Origin of the sequence: Campylobacter sp. BCW_6467 (assembly GCF_001762855.1) — a bacterium.
GTDB lineage: Bacteria > Campylobacterota > Campylobacteria > Campylobacterales > Campylobacteraceae > Campylobacter_D > Campylobacter_D jejuni.
Genome location: NZ_MJXP01000021.1, coordinates 25,739 through 46,693, shown reverse-complemented (window position 1 = coordinate 46,693; position 20,955 = coordinate 25,739). Strand labels below are relative to the sequence as shown.

The following is a 20,955-nucleotide window of genomic DNA, read 5'->3' as shown; positions in this document are numbered from 1 at the left end:
ATGATCTCCAAAGAAATCATTTAAAACTTTTTTCCAAAACCTTATCAATCAGTCCATATTCTTTAGCTTCTTGTGCTGACATGAAAAAATCTCTTTCTGTATCTTTTGCTATTTTTGTAACTTTTTGCTTAGTATTTTTTGCCAAAATATCATTAAGTATAGTTTTAAGTCTTAAAATTTCTTTAGCTTGAATTTCAATATCTGTGGCTTGACCTCTAGCTCCACCTAAAGGTTGATGAATCATAATGCGTGAATTAGGCAAAGCAAAACGCTTTCCTTCTGCGCCACAACTAAGCAAAAATGCTCCCATAGAAGCAGCTTGTCCTATGCAAATCGTACAAACATCAGGTTTGATATAGTTCATAGTATCATAAATACTAAAACCACTTGTAATGACACCGCCTGGAGAATTAATATAAAGATAAATATCTTTTGTAGGATCTTCAGCTTCTAAAAAAAGAAGTTGTGCTACGATAGAAGCAGCAAGTTCATCATGAATTTCGCCACTTAGCATAATAATTCTATCTTTTAAAAGGCGTGAATAAATGTCATAACTTCTTTCACCACGACTGGATTTTTCAATAACATAAGGAATAAACATTATTTATCTTCTTTCTCTTTTTTGCTCGCTTTTTCCGATTTTTCTGTTTTTGGCATAAAAATATCATTAAAAAGTTTTTCTTCAATCAAAGCCATTTTCACAGCAGGTAAAGCTCCTTGTTTTTTATAGTTTTCTAAATGCTCTTTTGGATTCATACCATAGCGATATGCTTCAAAATAAATCGCTTGAATCAATTCTTGATCATTTACCTCAATCTTACGTAATTTTGCAAGCTCATCAATAATAAAAGTAAGTTTTACACTTTTTTGCGCTTCTTCTTTAAAAGAATCACGTTTTTCTTGGTATTTTTCTTTACTTGCTTTAAGCTCTTCGATTTCTTTTTCACTAAAAGTATTAAAAGCTGCACGCATTTGCATATCAGTTTCTTGTTCTACTATGCCTTTAGGTAAATCAAAATTATATTTTTCAATCAAAGCATCTGCAAATTTACCTTTTAATTCGTCATTTACAAGTTTAAAAAGCTTTTCATTTTTGATTTGCTCTTTTAATTTTTCATCTAAAACTTCAACACTAGCTTTTTCTTCTCCTGGTAAAAGTTTTTTAAGCATTTCTTCATCAAGTTCTGGAATTTTAAGCTCTTGAATTTCATGTAGTTTTACTTTAAATACGGCATCTTTACCCGCTAAATGCGCTGCACCGTATTCTTTAGGGAAAGTTACTTTGATATCTTTTTCTTCACCTATTTTCATTCCTACCATACCATCTTCAAAACCTGGAATAAATTGCTTAGAACCAATTTCTAAAACATAATTTTCAGATTTACCACCTTCAAAAGCTTTATCATCTACAAAACCTTCAAAATCAAATTTTGCAAAATCACCTTCTTTTAAAGCTCTTTTTGTTTTTATAGCTTCAGGAGTAGCAAAACGCTTTAAAAGTTCATCTTTTTTCTCATCAATTTCTTTTTTACCTACTTTTGGAGTTTGGTATTCAGGAATGAGCTTTTCATAACCCTCAAGTTTGATTTCAGGTTTAAAAGAAAGTATTAACTCAGCAATAATTTCTCCATCTTTACGATCAAATTTTTCAAAATATGGCTCACCTACAAGCTCTTTACTTTCTTTTTTAAGTTCTTGTAAAGCACTATTTACAGCAGATTTAAAAAGATTTTGTTCCGCGTCTTGAGTGAGTTCTCTTTCATATCTTTTAAGTACAGCACTTACAGGAACTTTTCCTGGTCTAAACCCATCCATTTTTACACTTTTAGAAGCTTTTTTTGCTAAATTTTCTACTTCACTTTTGATCATTCCTGAAGGAATTTTTACACTAGCAGTCGCATTAACAGAATCTAGTTGCTTTGCCTTTACTTCCATAGTTTTTTTCCTTATAAAATAAAATTTGCTTTCAATGATAGCAAATTTTTCCTTATTGCTTGCATAAAATTTTAAAGTAATTTATGATAAAATTGCAATATTACATTATTATTAAAATATAAAAATATTTTTGGAGAAAAATTTGCAAAAAAAATTTGAAGATTGTGTTAAAACTATGCTTGAAATTATAGGAGAAAATCCAAATCGTGAAGGACTGATTAAAACACCAAATCGTGTTTTTAAAGCTTATGAATTTCTTACTAGTGGTTATACGCAAAATGTCAAAGAAATTTTAAATGACGCTTTATTTGAAAGCTCTAATAATGAAATGGTTTTAGTGCGTGATATAGAATTTTATAGTCTTTGCGAACATCATCTTTTACCTTTTTTTGGGCGTGCTCATGTAGCCTATATCCCTAATAAAAAAGTAGTAGGTTTAAGTAAAATTCCACGCCTTGTAGAGGTGTTTGCAAGAAGACTTCAAATTCAAGAACAACTTACCGAACAAATCGCACAAGCTTTAATGGAAAATGTCGATGCAAAAGGTGTGGGTGTAGTCATAGAAGCAAGACATATGTGTGTTGAAATGCGTGGAGTGCAAAAAGCTAATTCCACCACTACAACTTCAGCTTTGCGTGGAATTTTCTTGAAAAATGAAAAAACCAGAGAGGAATTTTTTTCTCTCATAAACTCTGCTAAACAGGTAAGATTTTAATGAATCTTGAAAAACTACGCTCCAAACTTGGTAAAGAAAATTTAAGTGCTATCTTTGGAGAGATTACAAAAATTTCTGCTACAAGTATAGAAATTCGTGGGCTTAAAACAGGGGTTGGAGATATAGTGAAGTTAGTTTCCAATGAAAATGAAAATTTAAACACTCTAGCTATGGTCGTAGAAATCAAAGAACAATTTAGCTATTTAAGCCCTTTTTCTTTTATAGAAGGTTTTAAAATAGGCGATCGTGCTTTCATAAGTGATGCAGGTATGCAAATAGGCGTTAGCGATGAACTTTTAGGCAGAGTAGTAGATCCTTTTATGCGTCCAAAAGATGGTAAAGGAGCTATAGAAGTAAGTAAATATATGCCTATAATGCGTGCACCTATTGATGCGATGAAAAGAGGGCTTATAGAAGAAGTTTTTCCCGTGGGTGTTAAAACCATAGACGCGCTTTTAACTTGTGGTGTAGGGCAAAAACTTGGTATTTTTGCAGGAAGCGGGGTAGGAAAATCCACCCTTATGGGAATGATAGTTAAAAATTCCAAAGCTCCTATAAAGGTAGTGGCGCTCATAGGAGAAAGGGGGCGTGAAATTCCTGAATTTATACAAAAAAATTTAGGTGGAAAGCTCGATGATACAGTGATTATTGTTGCTACAAGTGATGATAGTGCTTTAATGCGTAAATACGGTGCTTTTTGCGCAATGAGTGTGGCAGAATACTTTAAAGAACAAGGTAAAGATGTACTTTTTATCATGGATAGTGTAACGCGTTTTGCTATGGCGCAAAGAGAAATAGGACTAGCTCTTGGAGAACCTCCTACAACCAAAGGTTATCCACCAAGTGTTTTAAGTCTTTTACCTCAACTCATGGAAAGAACGGGTAAAGAAGAAGGTAAAGGTACTATAACAGCCTTTTTTACCGTTTTAGTAGATGGAGATGATATGAGTGATCCAATCGCCGATCAAAGTCGTTCTATCTTAGATGGACATATTGTTTTAAGTCGTGAATTAACAGACTTTGGAATTTATCCTCCTATCAATATACAAAACTCCGCTTCAAGGGTAATGAGCGATATTATAAGTGCTGAGCATAAACTTTGGGCAAGAAAATTTAAGCGTTTAAACTCGCTTTTAAAAGAAAATGAAGTATTGCTTCGCATCGGTGCTTATCAAAAAGGAAGTGATAAAGAACTTGATGAAGCTATTTCTAAAAAAGAATTTATGCAAAAATTCTTAGGACAAAATCCTGAAGAAAGCTTCGAATTTAATCAAACTTTAGAGCTTTTAAGTCAAATTGATACACCAAATACTCCTTTGCCACCAACTCAAAATATAAATGTAGGAAGTGCAAGTGCAACCTTGCCTAATCCTAATTTAAAATAAAATTATTTAATAAAATAATCTCCATCAAAACTGATTAAAGAATATTTCCTTTCATCGCCTATGCTTTGGGTTAATTCTTCTATGCTTAAAAAGCTTAGCGTATCAGCTTCTACATATTCACGCACTTCTTCAGCATTTTTATTTGCACTGATAAGTTCTTCAAAAGTTGGAGTATCTATGCCATAAGTATCAGGAAACTTGATTTCAGGACAAGCTATGGCAAGATGGATTTTGCTCGCTCCTGCAGCACGAAGTAAAGAAATTATTTTTTTAGAAGTAGTGCCACGCACCAAGCTATCATCAATGACTACTATTTCTTTGCCTTCTAAAACTTTACGCATAGGATTAAGCTTTAATTTTACTTTTAAATTTCTAAGCTCTTGAGTTGGCTCTATAAAAGTTCTTCCTACATAATGATTTCTTACTATTGCCATTTCAAGAGGGATTTGTAAATATTGCGCAAAACCTATAGCTGCACTTACTCCACTATCTGGCACAGGCACGACAAAGTCTGCTTTATAAGCAAATTTTTTAGCTAAAGCTTCGCCCATTTTTTTACGCACTTCATACACGCTTTTGCCTTCTACTATACTATCAGGTCTAGCAAAATAAATGTATTCAAAAGCGCAAATTCTAGGAGTTTGAGAAAAAAGTTCTATGCTTTCAAATTTATCATTTCCCTGAGTAAAAATAAGCATTTCCCCTGGTTTAACATCACGAATAAATTCAGCCTCTATAAGATCAAAAGCACAAGTTTCACTAGCAACTATATAGCCTCCATCTTTTAAACGCCCTAAAGACAAAGGACGCACCCCATGAGGATCTCTTACAACATAAAGTTTATCTTTGCTTGCTAAAACAAAACAATAAGCTCCTATACATTCTTTTAAACTCTCAATAAATCTATCTTTTAGACTTTCTTGCTTACTTCTTGCGATAAGATGGACAACATTTTCTGTATCCATATTGGTTTGAAAAATAGCCCCATCTTGAATAAGTCTTGATCTTACTTCTTCTTTATTAACTAAATTTCCATTATGCGCTAAAGCAATATCACCTAAAACCGAAGTAGCTGCTATGGGCTGAGCGTCATTTAAACTTGAATTTCCTGCTGTAGAATAGCGATTATGCCCTATAGCGATTTTACCTTCTAAAGTTTTTAGATTATCAGGATTAAAAATTTGACTCACTTCACCTTTAGCTTTAATAGTCTTAATATTTTTACCATTACTCACACTAATACCACTTGCCTCTTGCCCACGGTGTTGCATAGCAAAAAGCGCATAATACGCATAAGTGCTAGCATTTTTTGAATTGATAACTCCTACAACTGCACACATTTTAAATTCCTAAAAAATCATTGATTGAATACATTTTTGCTTCTTGCTTACTAAGCCAAATAGCGATTTTAATCGCACCTTTAGCAAAAGTCGCCCTTGAAGTAGCGGTATGATTAAGTTCTAAAAATTCTCCATCTTCATAAAAACCTACTGTATGGCGTCCTACTATATCGCCACCCCTTAAACTCATCACGGCAATCTCATCTTTGCTTCTTTCACCTATAATGCCATCTCTTCCACTTACTCTTACTTTTTCAAGTTCTAAATTTCTAGCTTTTGCTACACTTTGGGCTAAAGTCATAGCTGTACCACTTGGGGCATCTTTTTTATGGCGATGATGCATTTCTAAAATTTCTATATCAAAATTTCTTAGCATTTGACTCGCTTTACTAGCAAGATAGTTTAAAACTGCAACACCTAAAGACATATTGGTCGCATAAAAAATCGGCATCACTTCACTAGCACTTTGCATCAAATGTAAAATTTTCTCATCAAGTCCTGTTGTACCTATTACCAAAGGTTTAGGCATAGTTCTTGCATAATTTAAAAGTTCATGAGTTCCACTTGGGGAAGAAAAATCAATAATCACATCGCTTTTTTCAAAAAGCTCTTCTAAATTTCCACCCTTATTATAAAGTATCGAAATTTGTGCTTGCGTTTCGCTTTTTAAACATTCTTCAATCTGTTTTCCCATGCGTCCTTTAGCGCCATAAATTCCTATTTTAATCATCTTTTTCCTTGAAAATAAAATATTGATTTTAGCATTTATTTTGTAAATTTTAAATAATAAAATTAAGCTTTATAATTTTTTAATTTATATAAATTATCTAACAATTTTGCTTCTTCTCCTAAGCCCTTGCTATGATAAAATTTTAAATTTTTACTAAGATATTTTTGCTCTACCCAGCCACCAAAATCATGTGGATAAAGATAGTTTTGTTTTTCTTGATGATTGTTGTTAAGATAATTAGGTATTTCTAAAGCTTCATTATTTTTTACATAGTTTAAAGCTTCATTGATAGCTTTGTAGCTTGCATTAGATTTGATTGTGCTTGCTAAATAAACTACGCATTGGGCTAGGATAATTCTTGCTTCAGGATAACCTATATTTTTAACAGCCTCTAGAGTCGAAACCGCTAAATTTAAAGCATTTGGATCGGCATTTCCGACATCTTCACTTGAAAAAATCACCAAACGCCTAGCGATAAAATCCGCACTTTCTCCTGCATCAATAAGTCTTGCAAGATAATAAATAGCTGCATCAACGTCACTTCCGCGTAAACTTTTTATCATTGCACTTGCTAAAATATAATGTGTATCTTTTGAGCTAACACCTTCACTATTTATGGTGTTGCGAAGTTTTTTAAGATTTTCAAGACTGATATGTTTTTCATCTAAAACCAAGACAAATTCAAGCAAATTTAGCATAGCTCTTGCATCAGCACTTTTAAGTAGAAAATCTTTAGCTTCTTTATCAATACTAAATTTCATTTTTTCTTGTACACGCAAAAGTAAAGTTTCAAGTTCCTTTACCCCTAAAGATTTAAATTCGAAAAGCATGGAACGACTTCTTATGCCAGAACTTAAAACAAAATAGGGATTTTCAGTGCTTGCGCCGATTAAAATTAAACGGTAATTTTCCATAGGAATTAAAAGCATTTCTTGTTGGGTTTTGCTAAGGCGGTGAATTTCATCAATAAAAATTAAAGGCTTATAAAGACTATTTTTATAATTATCTAAAATTTTTCTTAGTTCTTCGAGTTTAAAATTTCCTCCATCAAATTCATAAAAATCTAAGCCAAATTCTTTGGCTACAACTCTAGCAAAAGTTGTTTTTCCAGAACCTGCTGTTCCAAAAAAAATACTATGAGGAAGTTTTTGTAAAGCAGTAAATTTTTTGAAAATTTCTATAAGCTCATATTGTCCTAAAATATCATCAAAATTTTCAGGGCGAAAGGTTAAAGCTAGGCTCATTAATTTAAATCCATATTTGAAAATTCACTACCATTAATTTTTAGCTGAGGATTGGCTAAGCTATCATAAGATAAATTTAGAAAAAAGTTATTATTTTCTTTTAAAAAATATTGATTTAAACCTCCATAATCCTTTGTCCAAGGAAAAATTTCATCTGGCTCATCTGAACTGATAACTTGTAATTTTGCTTGATAAGAGTTGTTAATATTTAAATTGCCTTGTAGACTGATATTTTGTTTATTTTTTTCAAGAATTAAATTTTGTATTTTTAGATCAAGATTTTTTTGAATAAAATGAGAGATATTGAAATTTGAGTTAAGAAATTTATTTATGGTTATGTTAAATTTTGTTTTGTCAAAATTCAAATTCTGACCCAATAAAGATTTAAGATCAATATTAATTTCATTGGATTTTCCTTGTATGTTTAAGTTTATTGTTGAATTTTCTTCATTAAAATTTACTTGGTTTTTGCTATAAAAAGAATTGATTTTATTGTTATCTAGCACAAGATAATCAAAGTTGATCTCTTGTTGGCTATCGCTAAATAAATTTAACTCATAAAATTGTACAGGATTGTTAAAAAATTGTTCGTAATTTAAATTTTGCAATACAAATTTAGTATAAAATTGAGAAAAATCAATCATATCAAAATGTATTTTAATGTTTTTAATTTCTAAATTTTTATTCATTAAAGCTTCAATATATCCGCCGTTTATGATGGTATCTCCACCTTCATTGCTTAAATTTATATCTTTAATATTTAGAAATATTTTAGAGTTGTTATCGTGTAATTTAAGAGTAAAAGTTCCTAATTTATTGTTTTTTAATGCTTCATCTAAAAAATCAAAAGGATTTGTAAAATTTCCTTTTATAATTTTATTTAAGAAAAAATAATTATTAAATTTAAGGTTGATTTTGGTTGAAAGCTGTGTATGAGAGTGATTTAAAGTAAAACTTCCTTTAGAAGTTAAAAAACCTTTTTTGAAGTAAATATCTGTAATTGTATAATCAGGATTGCTGTTTTTAATAAATTTATTAAATAAAAGTTCGTTAGTGTATCCTATATAAAATATATGAATAATAAAACCTAATATAAAACAAAAAACAATAAAAATCCATTTTTTCATTATTTGCCTTAGATGAAAATATAAGTGTTATTTTATAAATTGCTTGTTAAAAAAGAGTTTAAATTTTTATTTAAGAGTGATGAAGTAGTTTAGTAAAGAATGATTTTTATAAATCCCTTGTTAAGGGATTTATATTAATAAGCTTTTTTATAACATTGAATTTCAATTTTTCTAGCTACTGGAATAGCCTGAGTATTTGGTGTAGCAGGTGTTCCATAAGAAATTTTACTTTCTAAAAAATTTCCAACCTGTAAATCTTTAAAAGTTCCATCTTTATCTGTTCCAAAAATACCACAATCATCCATTTCTATTTCGGTATTTGGTAGAACTTTTATAGCCATTTGTCCGCCATAAATAGAGTCAATAAGCAAGGTTTTATTGTTATCATAAATTTGTGCAATAGTACCTTCAAGTTTTAGACTATCTGCAAAAAGCATTGAGCTAGCTAAAAGTGCTGATGTAAATAAAATACTTTTTTTCATAATTATTTCTCCTTCAATGTAAAGTGATAACATTATAAACTTTTTAAGTGAAGTGAATGTGAAGTTAAAATTTTGACTTTTTAGTTTTGATAATATTATGCAACTTATTATATTTTGACTATCGTTACTTCTAGTTGTAAATTTAAAAGAGTGAATACTTTATCAAAAATAATTAAAAATTATTTTTTATTCTTGTTTAAAATAGTTACATTAAAAAATATATTTTTTCCAAAAAGCTATAAATTTAAACACATATAAGTTGGACTTAAAATATCCATTTTATTATTGAATAAAAATGATACAAAAGGATAGGATATGGAAATTTTTTTAGCTTTATTGGGTTTTTTCTCATTAGGATTGATAGTTTGGCTTTTGCTAAAAGATTATACTACTCCAGCATTAGCTTTTATAAGTGTAAGTATTAGTGTAGCTTGTATTTTACTTATTCTTGAACAGCTTGGTTTTGGCGTGGGTGCAGCTTTAGGGGTTAAAGAAGGAGGTGTTTTTGATATTAAAACATTGGTTGCTTTTATTAAAGATGGAGTCAAAAGCGTAACGGATACGGCAGCTTTGTTTGTTTTTTCTATACTCTTTTTTAGTGTTTTAAATGCAAGTGGTTTTTTTACTAAAATTTTAAATGCGTTTTTATCAAAAATGAAAGCTAATGTATATCAAGTTTGCATTCTTACTGTTTTTATTACTGCTGCTGTGCATTTAGATGGTTCAGGTGCTTCTACTTTTCTTATTGTAATACCTGCATTATTACCTATTTATGAGCGTCTAGGTATAAGAAAGACTTCAATGTTATTGATTATTACTTCGGCTATGGGGGTTATGAATGTTATTCCTTGGGGTGGTCCTACTTTAAGAGCGGCTACTAATATAGGAATGGATGCAAATTTGCTTTGGCACCATATTATACCTATTCAGATTGTAGGTTTGGTATTATCCCTTCTTTTGGCAATTTGGATTGCTAAGATAGAAATAAAAAGAGGTGCAGGCGCAGGTAACTTGTCGGGAATAAATTTAAATATAGAAAAAAGCGAACACCATAATGAAAAATGGTTTTGGTTAAATTTACTTGTAGCTATTGGGGTTATTGGGCTTTTAATTAGTGGTATTTTTCCTAGTTATATTTGCTTTATGATAGGACTTGCAATAATTTTACCGCTTAATTATCCTAATTTAAAAATAGCTAAAAAAGTTTTAGATCGTGCAAGTGCTGGTGCAATGCTTATGTATATTACTTTAATTGGTGCTGGGATATTAATAGGCGTATTTGATAAAAGTGGTATTATGGAGAAAATGGGTGTTTTGATTTTAAATTTTGTTCCAGATTATTTAGGCGCTTATATTCCTTTGATGGTAGGGATATTAGCTGTTCCAATGGCAATTATTTTTTGTACAGATTCTTATTTTTATGGAGTGATGCCTATAGTTTTGAGTGTAACTAAGGCTTTTGGCGCTGAACCTTTGACTATAGCTATTATCATGGTGATAGCAAGAAATTGTGCGACATTTATTTCTCCTGTTGTGCCTGCAACTTTGCTAGGTTGCGGTTTAGCAGAGGTTAATATTAAAGATCATATCAAAAGAAGCTTTTTTTATATATGGGGTATAAGTATTATTTGCTTGATTTTTGCTGAGGTAGCTGGGATAATATAATTAAAATAAAAAAACTTTTGATTTTTCAATGATTGGTTCATTGTTTTATGATATTTTTGAGTCAAAAATTTATAAAAGTATAAGCGTTTTTTTGTATTATTTTATTTTGCTTTAGAGAAAAATTATAAATTTAAACTTATAAGAATATTTTTTAACGTTGAAAGTAAATTTTAAAACGGAGAAATGATGTACAAAAAACAAAATTTACCAGAACTTACCTTAAGGGGTTTGATTTTGGGAAGTATTTTAACTATTATTTTTACAGCTTCAAATGTATATTTGGGGTTAAAAGTGGGACTTACTTTTTCATCATCAATTCCAGCTGTGGTCATCTCCATGGCGGTTTTGAGTCTTTTTAAGACTTCAAATATTTTAGAAAATAATATGGTTCAAACTCAAGCTTCAGCAGCAGGAACTTTATCATCAGTTATTTTTGTTATCCCAGGACTTTTTATGTGTGGGTATTGGAGTGAATTTCCACTTTGGCAAACTTTTATGATATGTCTTTGTGGTGGTGGACTTGGAGTGCTTTTTACTATACCATTAAGAAGGGCTATGGTAGTTGAAAGCAAACTTGCTTATCCTGAAGGTAGGGCCGCAGCTGAAATTTTAAAAGTAGCCAATAAAGATCAGAGTAATAAAAAAGGAAAACAAGGTATTAAAGAAATAGCATTAGGCTCTTTTATAGCTGCTATTTTTAGTTTATTAAGCAATGGTTTTAAACTCACTGCAAGTGAGAGTAATTTTGCTTTTATTTGGAATAAAATGGCTTTTGGTTTTTCTATGGGATATTCTTTGGCACTTTTAGGAGCAGGTTATTTAGTCGGTTTAGCAGGTGCTATAGCTCTTTTTGTAGGTATGTTTTTAGCTTGGGGTATTTTTACTCCTTATCTTTCAAATTTTGAATTCGATAGTGCAAAAAATGCCGTAGATTTAGCTTCTAGTGTATGGAGTTCTAAAGTAAGGCTTATAGGAACAGGAGCTATTGCTATAGCAGCGCTTTGGACTTTAATAGAACTTTTAAAACCCGTTATTGAAGGTATTAAAGAAATTGTTAAAAATGTTAAAATTACTAATCAAGAAAAAAATGAAAGAACAAATATAGATCTTTCTTTAAAAAGTATTTTTATACTTTTTGTTTTAATGGTTGTGGGTTTATTTATTACTTTTTATAGTTTTGTTGAAGATGCTAACTTAAGCATTTATTATCAAATGCTATTTTCATTTGTTGGAACTTTAGTTTCTGTTTTAATAGGTTTTTTTGTTGCAGCAGCTTGCGGATATATGGCAGGACTTGTAGGATCTTCTTCTAGTCCTATTTCTGGAATCGGACTTATTGGTGTTATTATTTCTTCTATTGTTTTTTTGGTTTTAGGTGTGGAACTTTTTCAAGATCCTATGCTTTCTAAATTTGCAGTAGCGTTAGCTATTTTTACTACTAGTGTTATTTTGGCTACAGCTGCTATTTCGAATGACAATTTACAAGATTTAAAGACAGGGCATTTAGTCGGAGCTACTCCTTGGAAGCAACAAGTTGCTTTACTTGTAGGCTGTGTTTTTGGTGCTTTGGCTATAGTTCCTGTTTTAAATTTGCTTTATCAAGCCTATGGTTTTGTTGGGGCAATGCCAAGAGAAGGTATGGATGCTTCATCGGCTTTAGCAGCACCGCAAGCGAATTTAATGAGTACTATCGCTCAAGGAATTTTTCATCACAATATAGAGTGGGGTTATATGGCTTTTGGTGTATTTGTAGGAATTTTAATGATTATTATAGATAAAATTTTAAGAAGAACACAGAAAATGTCTTTGCCGCCTTTAGCCGTTGGAATAGGTATTTACCTTCCGCCTGCTGTAAATATACCTTTAGTTATAGGCGGAATTTTAAAATATATTGTAATGCAATACTTGACTAAAAAATATGCAAAAAATTCTCATAAAGAAGAAAAACTTGCGAGTTGTGAGCAAAGAGGCACGCTTTTTGCTTCAGGGCTTATAGTGGGTGAAAGTATTTTTGGGGTAATTATCGCAGGAATTACTGTATTTTCAGTAAGTATGGGTGGTAGCGAAAATCCTTTAGCTTTAAATTTAACAAATTTTCATGATAGCGAGCTTTTCGCGCTTATCTTTTTTGTTGGCGTTGTATTATATTTCATTAAGCGTATTGTTAAAAAAGATGCTTAATTTTTGGGGTTAAAACCCCATTTAATCCATTCTGATATAATTTTTCTTTTGCAATTATCATTCAAGGATTAAAATGGAAAATTTATATGCTTTAATACTTGGAATTATAGAAGGTCTGACTGAGTTTTTACCTGTTTCTTCAACAGGACATATGATTTTAGGTGCGACTATTTTAGGTATTGATATAGATGAGTTTTGGAAAAGTTTTTTGATTATTATCCAGCTTGGTTCTATTTTGGCGGTAATTTTTGTATTTTGGCGTAAATTGTTTCAAGGGCTTGATATTTGGTTAAAACTTGCAGTGGGATTTTTTCCTACTGGAGTTATAGGGCTTTTTGTGGCAAAATACTTAAATGCTTTATTTAATGGTTGGGTTGTGGTTGGAATGCTCATTTTTGGTGGTGTTGTGCTTATTCTTATAGAACTTGCGCACAAAAATAAACAATATCGTATCAATTCTTTAGAAGAAATAAGCTTTAAACAAGCTTTTTGTATAGGTATTTTTCAATCTTTAGCCATGATTCCTGGAACTTCAAGAAGTGGAGCAAGTATTATTGGTGGACTTTTGCTAGGATTTAATAGAAAAGTTGCGGCTGAGTTTAGTTTTTTGCTTGCCATTCCAACGATGATTATCGCTACAGCTTATAGTATTTATAAAGAGCCTGAATTACTGAGTAACGCAAATTCTTTAATTCCTTTAAGCATAGGTTTTATCACTGCTTTTATTGTTGCAGTTTTAGTTATAAAATTTTTCTTAAAATTTATTTCTAAATTCGACTTTATCCCTTTTGGAATTTATCGTATTATTTTAGGATTTGTTTTCTTTTATTTGTATTATAGTGGGATTTTAAATGCTGGAAGTGAGTTTAAGCTATAAATAAATATTAAATTTATTCTAAGATTTTTTTAAAAATAAGCTGAATTTCAAAAATAATTAAGTCTTAGAAAGTTAAAATTAGAACTTTATAAACACTCACAGGGTAAGTGAGCGACAAAGGGTTAAAAATATGGAAAAAGAAGTTATTGCGTATTTGGACAATGAGACAATAATTGACTCTCAAAGTGTAAAAGATACAAATTTAAAAGAAATTTATTTTGATAATTCTAAAGAAAGTTTAGAAGTAATCCGCCATTCTTGTGCACACTTAATGGCACAGGCGATTAAGAGTTTGTATCCTGAAGCTAAATTTTTCGTTGGTCCTGTTATAGAAGATGGATTTTATTATGATTTTCGTGTAGAAAGTAAGATCGGCGAAGAAGATTTAGTAAAAATTGAAAAAAAGATGAAAGAACTTGCTGAAGCAAAGATTGAAATTTCAAAATATGAAATCACAAAAAACGAAGCTTTGGCTAAATTTCAAAATGATGATTTAAAACAAGAAGTTTTATTGCGTATTCCTGATGGAGCTGTAAGTATTTATAAACAAGGTGAATTTGAAGATTTGTGTCGTGGTCCTCATGTGCCAAATACGAAATTTTTACGCTTTTTTAAACTCACTCGTGTTGCAGGAGCGTATTTGGGTGGCGATGAAAAAAGAGAAATGCTTACTCGAATTTATGGGACTGCTTTTGCAGATAAGGAAAGTTTAAAAGAGTATTTAACCATTATTGAAGAAGCTAAAAAACGCGATCATAGAAAGCTTGGAACAGAGCTTAAACTTTTTACTTTTGATGATGAGATCGGAGGTGGTCTTCCTATTTGGTTGAGTAACGGTGCAAGACTTAGATCTAAACTTGAACATATGCTTTATAAGATCCATCGTTTACGTGGTTATGAGCCTGTGCGTGGGCCTGAACTTTTAAAAGCAGATGCATGGAAAATCAGTGGGCATTATGCAAACTATAAAGAAAATATGTATTTTACACAAATTGATGAACAAGAATATGGCATTAAGCCTATGAACTGTGTGGGACATATTAAAATTTATCAAAGTGATGTAAGAAGTTATCGTGATTTGCCTTTGAAATTTTTTGAATACGGCGTGGTACATCGTCATGAAAAAAGTGGCGTTTTGCATGGACTTTTTAGAGTGAGAGAATTCACTCAAGATGATGCACATATTTTTTGTATGCCAAGTCAGATTAAAGAGCAGGTTTTAGAAATTTTAGCTTTTGTGGATAATTTGATGAAATTATTTGATTTTAGCTATGAAATGGAAATTTCAACTAAACCTGAAAAAGCCATAGGTGATGATGAAATTTGGGAAATAGCGACTAAGGCTTTAAAAGAAGCTTTAGATGAACAAGGTTTAAAATACGGTATTGATGAAGGTGGCGGGGCTTTTTATGGGCCAAAGATTGATATTAAAATCACCGATGCTTTAAAAAGAAAGTGGCAATGTGGAACCATACAAGTAGATTTTAACCTGCCAAGTCGTTTTAAACTCGAATATACTGATAGTGATAATGAAAAAAAACAACCTGTAATGTTGCATCGTGCGATTTTAGGTTCTTTTGAAAGATTTATAGGAATTTTAACCGAGCATTGTGCGGGTGAGTTTCCATTTTTTATCGCACCAACCGCAGTGGGTATAGTGCCAATAGGCGAAGCACATATTGCTTACGCAAAAGAAATTCAAAAAGAATTATTAGAGCTTAATATCGATAGCGAGGTGTATGAAAAAAATGAGAGCTTAAGTAAAAAAATTCGTATCGCTGAAAAGCAAAAATTACCTATGATTTTAGTTTTAGGCGATGATGAGGTGGCAAAGCGTAGCGTTGCTTTAAGAGATAGAAGAGCTAAAGAACAAAAAAATCTTAGCTTGGACGAATTTATTAAATTAGTTAAGGAGAAAATGAGTGAGGTACACTTTTGAGTAAAGAAAAAGAAGTATTGCTCAATGAAGAAATAAGAGCGGATGAAATCAGATGTGTTGGCGATGATGGCAAAGTTTATGGTATTATCAGTAGTGATGAAGCTTTAGAAATTGCAAATCGTTTAGGACTTGATCTTGTAATGATAGCTGCAGATGCTAAGCCACCTGTTTGCAAGATCATGGACTATGGTAAATTCCGTTATCAACAAGAGAAAAAACAAAAAGAAGCAAAGAAAAAACAAAAAGTGATTGATATAAAAGAAATCAAACTTTCTGTAAAAATTGCTCAAAATGATATTAATTACAAGGTAAAACATGCTTTAGAATTTTTAGAACAAGGTAAGCATGTGAGATTTCGTGTGTTCTTAAAAGGACGTGAAATGGCAACTCCTGAAGCAGGTGTAGTTTTGCTTGAAAAAATTTGGACTATGATAGAAAATGAAGCTAATCGTGACAAAGAGCCAAATTTTGAAGGTCGTTATGTAAATATGCTTGTAACTCCAAAAAAAGCTTAATCCACTTTTGTGGATAAGGCTTTTAAAGGTTTTAAATTTTGAAAGAAAATCCTTCTTTTTTAAAAGAGCAAATTATAACTTATCTTGGAAATAAAAGAGCACTTTTAAGTTTTTTAAATAAGGGCTTTAAGGTAGCTAAAAAAGAACTTGGTAAAGATAAATTTAGTTTTTGTGATATGTTTAGTGGCTCAGGTATTGTAAGTCGCTTTGCAAAGGCATACTCGAGTTATATTTTAGCTAATGATTTAGAAGATTATTCAAAACTCATCAATGAGTGTTATCTTGCTAATAAAGACAAAGATTTACTCCAAAATCTAAAAAAGTGTTATAAAAATTTAACCCAAAATTTAGATTTTCAAAAAGGTTTTATCAGTGAGCTTTATGCTCCAAAAGATGATGATGATATTAAAAAAAATGAAAGGGTTTTTTATACTTTTAAAAATGCTTTATATCTTGATACTATGAGACAAAGAATTGAAAATGAAATTCCAAAAGAATTAAAGCATTTTTTTATAGCCCCTTTAATTTATGAAGCTAGTGTGCATTCAAATACTAGTGGAGTTTTTAAAGGTTTTTATAAGGGTAAGGATGGTATCGGAAAATTTGGTGGCGAAGGACAAAATGCACTTAAACGCATTAAAGGAGAAATAGAGCTTAAAATGCCTATTTTTTCAAATTTTTCTTGCGAATTTGAAGTGATGCAAAAGGATGCAAGCATGCTTGCAAAAGAACTTGATTTTTTTGATGTGGTTTATCTTGATCCTCCTTACAATCAACATCCTTATAGCTCTAATTACTTTATGTTAAATTTAATCGCAAATTATAAAAAACCTGAAGAAATTTCCAAAATCAGTGGCATTCCAAAAGATTGGAATCGTAGTACTTTTAATAAGTCAAAATTTGCCCAAGACGCTTTATTTGAACTTATTAATGATTTAAAAGCAAGAGTGATTTTACTTTCTTATAATTGCGAAGGTTTTATAAAAAAAGAAATTTTTTTAAAGCGTTTAAGTACTCTTGGAAAATGTCGTATTTTAGAACAAAAATATAATACTTTTAGAGCTTCTCGCAATCTTAAAAATCGTAATATTCATCTTCATGAACAACTTTATATTTTAGTTAAAAATTAAATTCTTGTTGCTAAAATTATTTTTTATTTTGCATGATTAAATTAATTTTATTTTTTCAGATGTTTTGATTTTCGAGCAATAAAGATAAGGTTAAAGAGAATAATAGTTAAAATTTTTAACTTTTTTTGTTTATAATATTTGCTTTTACATTTAAAGGATAAAGATGAAAATAAAAGTTGGGATTTTAGGAGCGAGTGGTTATGCAGGTAATGAGCTTGTACGCATTTTGCTTAATCATCCCAAAGTTGAAATTTCTTATTTAGGTTCGAGTTCTAGCGTGGGACAAAATTATCAAGATCTTTATCCTAATACCCCTTTAAATTTATGTTTTGAAAATAAAAATTTAGATGAACTTGAACTTGATCTTTTGTTTTTGGCTACTCCGCATGAATTTAGCGCTAAGCTTTTAAATGAGAATTTGTTAAAAAAGATGAAAATCATTGATTTAAGTGCAGATTTTCGTCTTAAAAATCCTAAAGATTATGAGCTTTGGTATAAATTCACTCATCCTAATCAAGAGCTTTTGCAAAATGCAGTTTATGGACTTTGCGAGCTTTATAAAGAAGAGATAAAAAAAGCAAGTTTGGTGGCAAATCCAGGTTGCTATACCACTTGTTCTATCTTAAGTCTTTATCCGCTTTTTAAAGAAAAAATCATCGATTTTAACTCAGTTATCATTGATGCAAAAAGTGGAGTAAGCGGAGCAGGAAGAAGTGCAAAGATGGAAAATCTTTTTTGCGAAGTTAATGAAAATATCAAAGCTTATGGTTTGGCTTCGCACCGCCATACTCCCGAAATTGAAGAGCATTTAAGCTATGCGGCCAAAGAGAAAATCACTCTACAATTTACCCCTCATCTTGTACCTATGCAAAGAGGAATTTTAATCAGTGCTTATGCAAATTTAAAAGAGAATTTGCAAGAACAAGATATACGCGATATTTATACAAAATACTATCAAAACAATAAATTCATAAGGCTTTTACCGCCGCAGTCGTTTCCGCAGACTCGGTGGGTTAAATCAAGCAATTTTGCGGATATAAATTTTAGTATAGATCAACGCACAAGGCGTGTTATTGTGCTTGGTGCTATTGATAATTTAATTAAAGGCGCAGCAGGACAAGCTGTTCAAAATATGAATTTAATGTTTGATTTTGATGAAGATGAAGGACTTAAATTCTTTGCAAATTTGTAAAGGATAAAAATGATAATACGAGCTATGCAAAAAAGTGATTATGAAGTCGTTTATAAGCTTTGGTGCGAGATAAAAGGCTTTGGGATAAGAAGCATTGATGATAGCAAAGAAAATATAGAAAATTTTTTAGATAGAAACCCAAATCTTAGCGTTGTAGCAGTGATTGATGAAGAAATTGTAGGAAGTATACTTTGCGGGCATGATGGACGCACAGGGGGATTTTATCATGTATGTGTGCATAAAGATCATAGAAAAAAGGGTATAGCACACGAGATGACAAAATTTTGTCTCGAGGCTTTAAAAGCTCAAAAGATCAATAAAATCGCCTTAATCGCTTTTAAAAACAATGATTTAGGCAATGAGTTTTGGAAACATTATGGTTTTACTTTAAGAGAGGATGCGAATTATTACGATCTTTCTTTAAATGAGTATAATCAAACCAGCTTTAATGTTTAAGGAATGATCATGCAAAAATATTTAGAAAAAGCCAATGTCTTAATCGAAGCTTTACCTTATATACGCAAATTTAATTCTAAGATTATACTTATAAAATACGGTGGATCAGCTATGGAAGATGAAGAGCTAAAGCATTGTGTGATGCAAGATATAGCTCTTTTAAAACTTGTGGGTTTAAAGCCTATCATTGTACATGGCGGGGGAAAAGATATTTCTGCTATGTGTGAAAAATTAGGCGTAAAGAGTGAGTTTAAAAACGGTCTTAGAGTTAGTGATAAAGCCACTACTGAAGTAGCAAGCATGGTTTTAAATCATATCAATAAAAATTTAGTTCATAGTTTGCAAAATTTAGGAGTTAAAGCCATAGGGCTTTGTGGTAAAGATGGTGCACTTTTAGAATGTGTGAAAAAAGATGTAAATTTAGCTTTTGTTGGCACGATACAAAAGGTAAATTCGAAAATTTTAGAAGAGCTTTTAGAAAAAGATTTTTTACCTATCATTGCTCCTATTGGCATGGATGAGGATTTTAATACTTATAATATTAACGCTGATGACGCAGCTTGTGCGATTGCTAAGGCTTTAAGGGCTGAAAAACTTGCTTTTTTAACCGATACTGCAGGGCTTTATGAGGATTTTAATGATAAAAATTCTTTGATTTCTAAAATCAGTCTTGAACAAGCTAAAATTTTAGCTCCTAAAATAGAAGGCGGTATGCATGTAAAATTAAAATCTTGCATTGATGCTTGTGAAAATGGAGTTAAAAAGGTGCATATTTTAGATGGGCGCGTGAAGCATTCTTTGTTGCTTGAGTTTTTTACTGATGAAGGTATAGGCACTTTGGTGGGTTAAAGAATGAAAATGGATTATAAAGAACAAAGTCATATTATCCCTACTTATAAGCGTTTTGATATAGTTTTAGAAAAAGGGCAGGGGGTTTATCTTTTTGATGATAAGGCTAAAAAATATCTTGATTTTTCAAGTGGTATAGGCGTTTGTGCTTTAGGATATAATCATGCTAAATTTAATGCTAAAATCAAAGCTCAAGTGGATAAGCTTTTACATACTAGCAATTTATATTATAATGAAAACATAGCCGCTGCAGCTAAAAATTTAGCCAAAGCTAGTGCTTTAGAGCGTGTTTTTTTTACAAATTCTGGCACAGAAAGTATAGAAGGAGCGATGAAAACAGCTAGAAAATACGCCTTTAACAAAGGTATTAAGGGCGGACAATTTATCGCTTTTAAGCATTCTTTTCATGGGCGTACTTTAGGGGCTTTATCGCTTACTGCTAATGAAAAATATCAAAAGCCTTTTAAACCTTTAATTTCAGGGGTTAAATTTGCAAAATATAATGATATTTTAAGCGTTGAAAAACTAGTAAATGAAAAAACTTGCGCCATTATCTTAGAAAGCGTGCAAGGAGAAGGTGGGATAAATCCTGCAAATAAAGATTTTTACAAAGCCTTAAGAAAGCTTTGCGATGAAAAAGATATATTATTAATCGCTGATGAAATTCAATGTGGCATGGGTAGAAGTGGAAAATTTTTTGCCTATGAGCACGCACAAATTTTGCCTGATATTATGACTTCAGCTAAGGCCTTAGGTTGTGGGCTTAGTGTGGGTGCTTTTGTAATAAATCAAAAAGTAGCAAGCAATTCTTTAGAAGCAGGCGATCATGGTAGCACTTATGGGGGAAATCCTTTGGTTTGCGCAGGAGTGAATGCAGTTTTTGAAATTTTTAAAGAAGAAAAAATTTTAGAAAATGTTAATAAACTCACGCCTTATTTAGAGCAAAGTTTAGATGAGTTGATAAAAGAATTTGATTTTTGTAAAAAACGCAAAGGCTTAGGGTTTATGCAAGGGCTTAGTCTTGATAAAAGTGTAAAAGTGTCCAAGGTCATTCAAAAATGCCAAGAAAATGCACTTTTGCTGATAAGTTGCGGGGAGAATGATTTGAGATTTTTACCTCCTTTGATTTTGCAAAAAGAACATATTGATGAAATGAGTGAAAAGTTAAGAAAGGCTCTAAAGAGTTTTTAATA

General features: G+C 31.1%; 19 protein-coding genes. 12 read left to right on the top strand and 7 right to left on the bottom strand.

Annotated elements, in window-relative coordinates; translation table 11 throughout:
• Positions 1-16: 16 nt before the first annotated feature.
• Together clpP and tig are read right to left on the bottom strand one after the other, a co-directional pair.
• Complete coding sequence (clpP, locus tag AJ888_RS03010; RefSeq protein WP_002861003.1) at positions 17-601, bottom strand: ATP-dependent Clp endopeptidase proteolytic subunit ClpP; 585 nt, start codon at positions 599-601, stop codon at positions 17-19.
• Entirely contained in the window at positions 601-1,935 is a 1,335-nt protein-coding gene (gene tig, locus AJ888_RS03005; RefSeq protein WP_002861004.1) for a trigger factor, read from the bottom strand. Before tig ends, clpP begins: the two co-directional genes overlap by 1 nt.
• A 142-nt stretch (positions 1,936-2,077) precedes the next feature.
• On the opposite strand from tig, the gene folE reads away from it, so the two are divergent.
• Together folE and fliI are read left to right on the top strand one after the other, a co-directional pair.
• Positions 2,078-2,650, top strand: coding sequence for a GTP cyclohydrolase I FolE (gene folE, locus AJ888_RS03000; RefSeq protein WP_002851990.1), 573 nt, complete (start codon positions 2,078-2,080; stop codon positions 2,648-2,650).
• Complete coding sequence (gene fliI / locus AJ888_RS02995) at positions 2,650-4,035, top strand: flagellar protein export ATPase FliI (RefSeq protein WP_002861005.1); 1,386 nt, start codon at positions 2,650-2,652, stop codon at positions 4,033-4,035. The genes folE and fliI overlap by 1 nt, the downstream gene beginning before the upstream one ends.
• A 2-nt stretch (positions 4,036-4,037) precedes the next feature.
• Here the strand turns inward: fliI and purF are convergent, their stop codons facing one another.
• The 5 genes from purF to AJ888_RS02970 all read right to left on the bottom strand — a co-directional run bounded on the left by purF (position 4,038) and on the right by AJ888_RS02970 (position 8,958).
• The gene (gene purF / locus AJ888_RS02990) at positions 4,038-5,375 is read right to left on the bottom strand and encodes an amidophosphoribosyltransferase (RefSeq protein WP_002861006.1); all 1,338 of its coding nucleotides are present in this window, start codon (positions 5,373-5,375) and stop codon (positions 4,038-4,040) included.
• Position 5,376: 1 nt separating this feature from the next.
• Entirely contained in the window at positions 5,377-6,105 is a 729-nt protein-coding gene (dapB, locus tag AJ888_RS02985; protein WP_002861007.1) for a 4-hydroxy-tetrahydrodipicolinate reductase, read from the bottom strand.
• A gap of 62 nt (positions 6,106-6,167) precedes the next feature.
• Positions 6,168-7,349 carry a replication-associated recombination protein A gene (locus AJ888_RS02980; RefSeq protein ID WP_002861008.1) on the bottom strand — a complete coding sequence of 394 codons (1,182 nt, stop codon included), beginning with the start codon at positions 7,347-7,349 and terminating at the stop codon, positions 6,168-6,170.
• Positions 7,349-8,476: a hypothetical protein gene (locus AJ888_RS02975; protein ID WP_002861009.1), complete on the bottom strand. Its 1,128-nt coding sequence runs from the start codon at positions 8,474-8,476 to the stop codon at positions 7,349-7,351. The genes AJ888_RS02980 and AJ888_RS02975 overlap by 1 nt, the downstream gene beginning before the upstream one ends.
• 134 nt (positions 8,477-8,610) lie before the next feature.
• Entirely contained in the window at positions 8,611-8,958 is a 348-nt protein-coding gene (locus tag AJ888_RS02970) for a hypothetical protein (protein WP_002861010.1), read from the bottom strand.
• A gap of 315 nt (positions 8,959-9,273) precedes the next feature.
• On the opposite strand from AJ888_RS02970, the gene AJ888_RS02965 reads away from it, so the two are divergent.
• From AJ888_RS02965 to AJ888_RS02920, 10 genes are all read left to right on the top strand, one after another.
• The gene (locus AJ888_RS02965) at positions 9,274-10,623 is read left to right on the top strand and encodes a CitMHS family transporter (RefSeq protein ID WP_002861011.1); all 1,350 of its coding nucleotides are present in this window, start codon (positions 9,274-9,276) and stop codon (positions 10,621-10,623) included.
• Between the two features lie 183 nt (positions 10,624-10,806).
• Positions 10,807-12,804, top strand: a complete 1,998-nt coding sequence (locus AJ888_RS02960) for an OPT family oligopeptide transporter (protein WP_079396353.1) — start codon at positions 10,807-10,809, stop codon at positions 12,802-12,804.
• A 73-nt stretch (positions 12,805-12,877) separates the two neighbouring features.
• Entirely contained in the window at positions 12,878-13,681 is an 804-nt protein-coding gene (locus AJ888_RS02955; protein WP_002861013.1) for an undecaprenyl-diphosphate phosphatase, read from the top strand.
• Between the two features lie 130 nt (positions 13,682-13,811).
• Positions 13,812-15,620, top strand: coding sequence for a threonine--tRNA ligase (thrS, locus tag AJ888_RS02950; RefSeq protein ID WP_002861014.1), 1,809 nt, complete (start codon positions 13,812-13,814; stop codon positions 15,618-15,620).
• Positions 15,617-16,135 carry a translation initiation factor IF-3 gene (gene infC, locus AJ888_RS02945; protein ID WP_002861015.1) on the top strand — a complete coding sequence of 173 codons (519 nt, stop codon included), beginning with the start codon at positions 15,617-15,619 and terminating at the stop codon, positions 16,133-16,135. The genes thrS and infC overlap by 4 nt, the downstream gene beginning before the upstream one ends.
• Before the next feature lie 38 nt (positions 16,136-16,173).
• Positions 16,174-17,265, top strand: a complete 1,092-nt coding sequence (locus AJ888_RS02940; protein ID WP_002861016.1) for a DNA adenine methylase — start codon at positions 16,174-16,176, stop codon at positions 17,263-17,265.
• A 163-nt stretch (positions 17,266-17,428) separates the two neighbouring features.
• The gene (argC, locus tag AJ888_RS02935; RefSeq protein ID WP_002861017.1) at positions 17,429-18,457 is read left to right on the top strand and encodes an N-acetyl-gamma-glutamyl-phosphate reductase; all 1,029 of its coding nucleotides are present in this window, start codon (positions 17,429-17,431) and stop codon (positions 18,455-18,457) included.
• 9 nt (positions 18,458-18,466) lie between these two features.
• Entirely contained in the window at positions 18,467-18,913 is a 447-nt protein-coding gene (locus tag AJ888_RS02930) for a GNAT family N-acetyltransferase (RefSeq protein WP_002861018.1), read from the top strand.
• 3 nt (positions 18,914-18,916) lie between these two features.
• Positions 18,917-19,762 carry an acetylglutamate kinase gene (gene argB, locus AJ888_RS02925; RefSeq protein ID WP_079396354.1) on the top strand — a complete coding sequence of 282 codons (846 nt, stop codon included), beginning with the start codon at positions 18,917-18,919 and terminating at the stop codon, positions 19,760-19,762.
• Positions 19,763-19,765: 3 nt separating this feature from the next.
• Positions 19,766-20,953, top strand: a complete 1,188-nt coding sequence (locus AJ888_RS02920) for an aspartate aminotransferase family protein (protein WP_079860136.1) — start codon at positions 19,766-19,768, stop codon at positions 20,951-20,953.
• Positions 20,954-20,955: the final 2 nt, after the last annotated feature.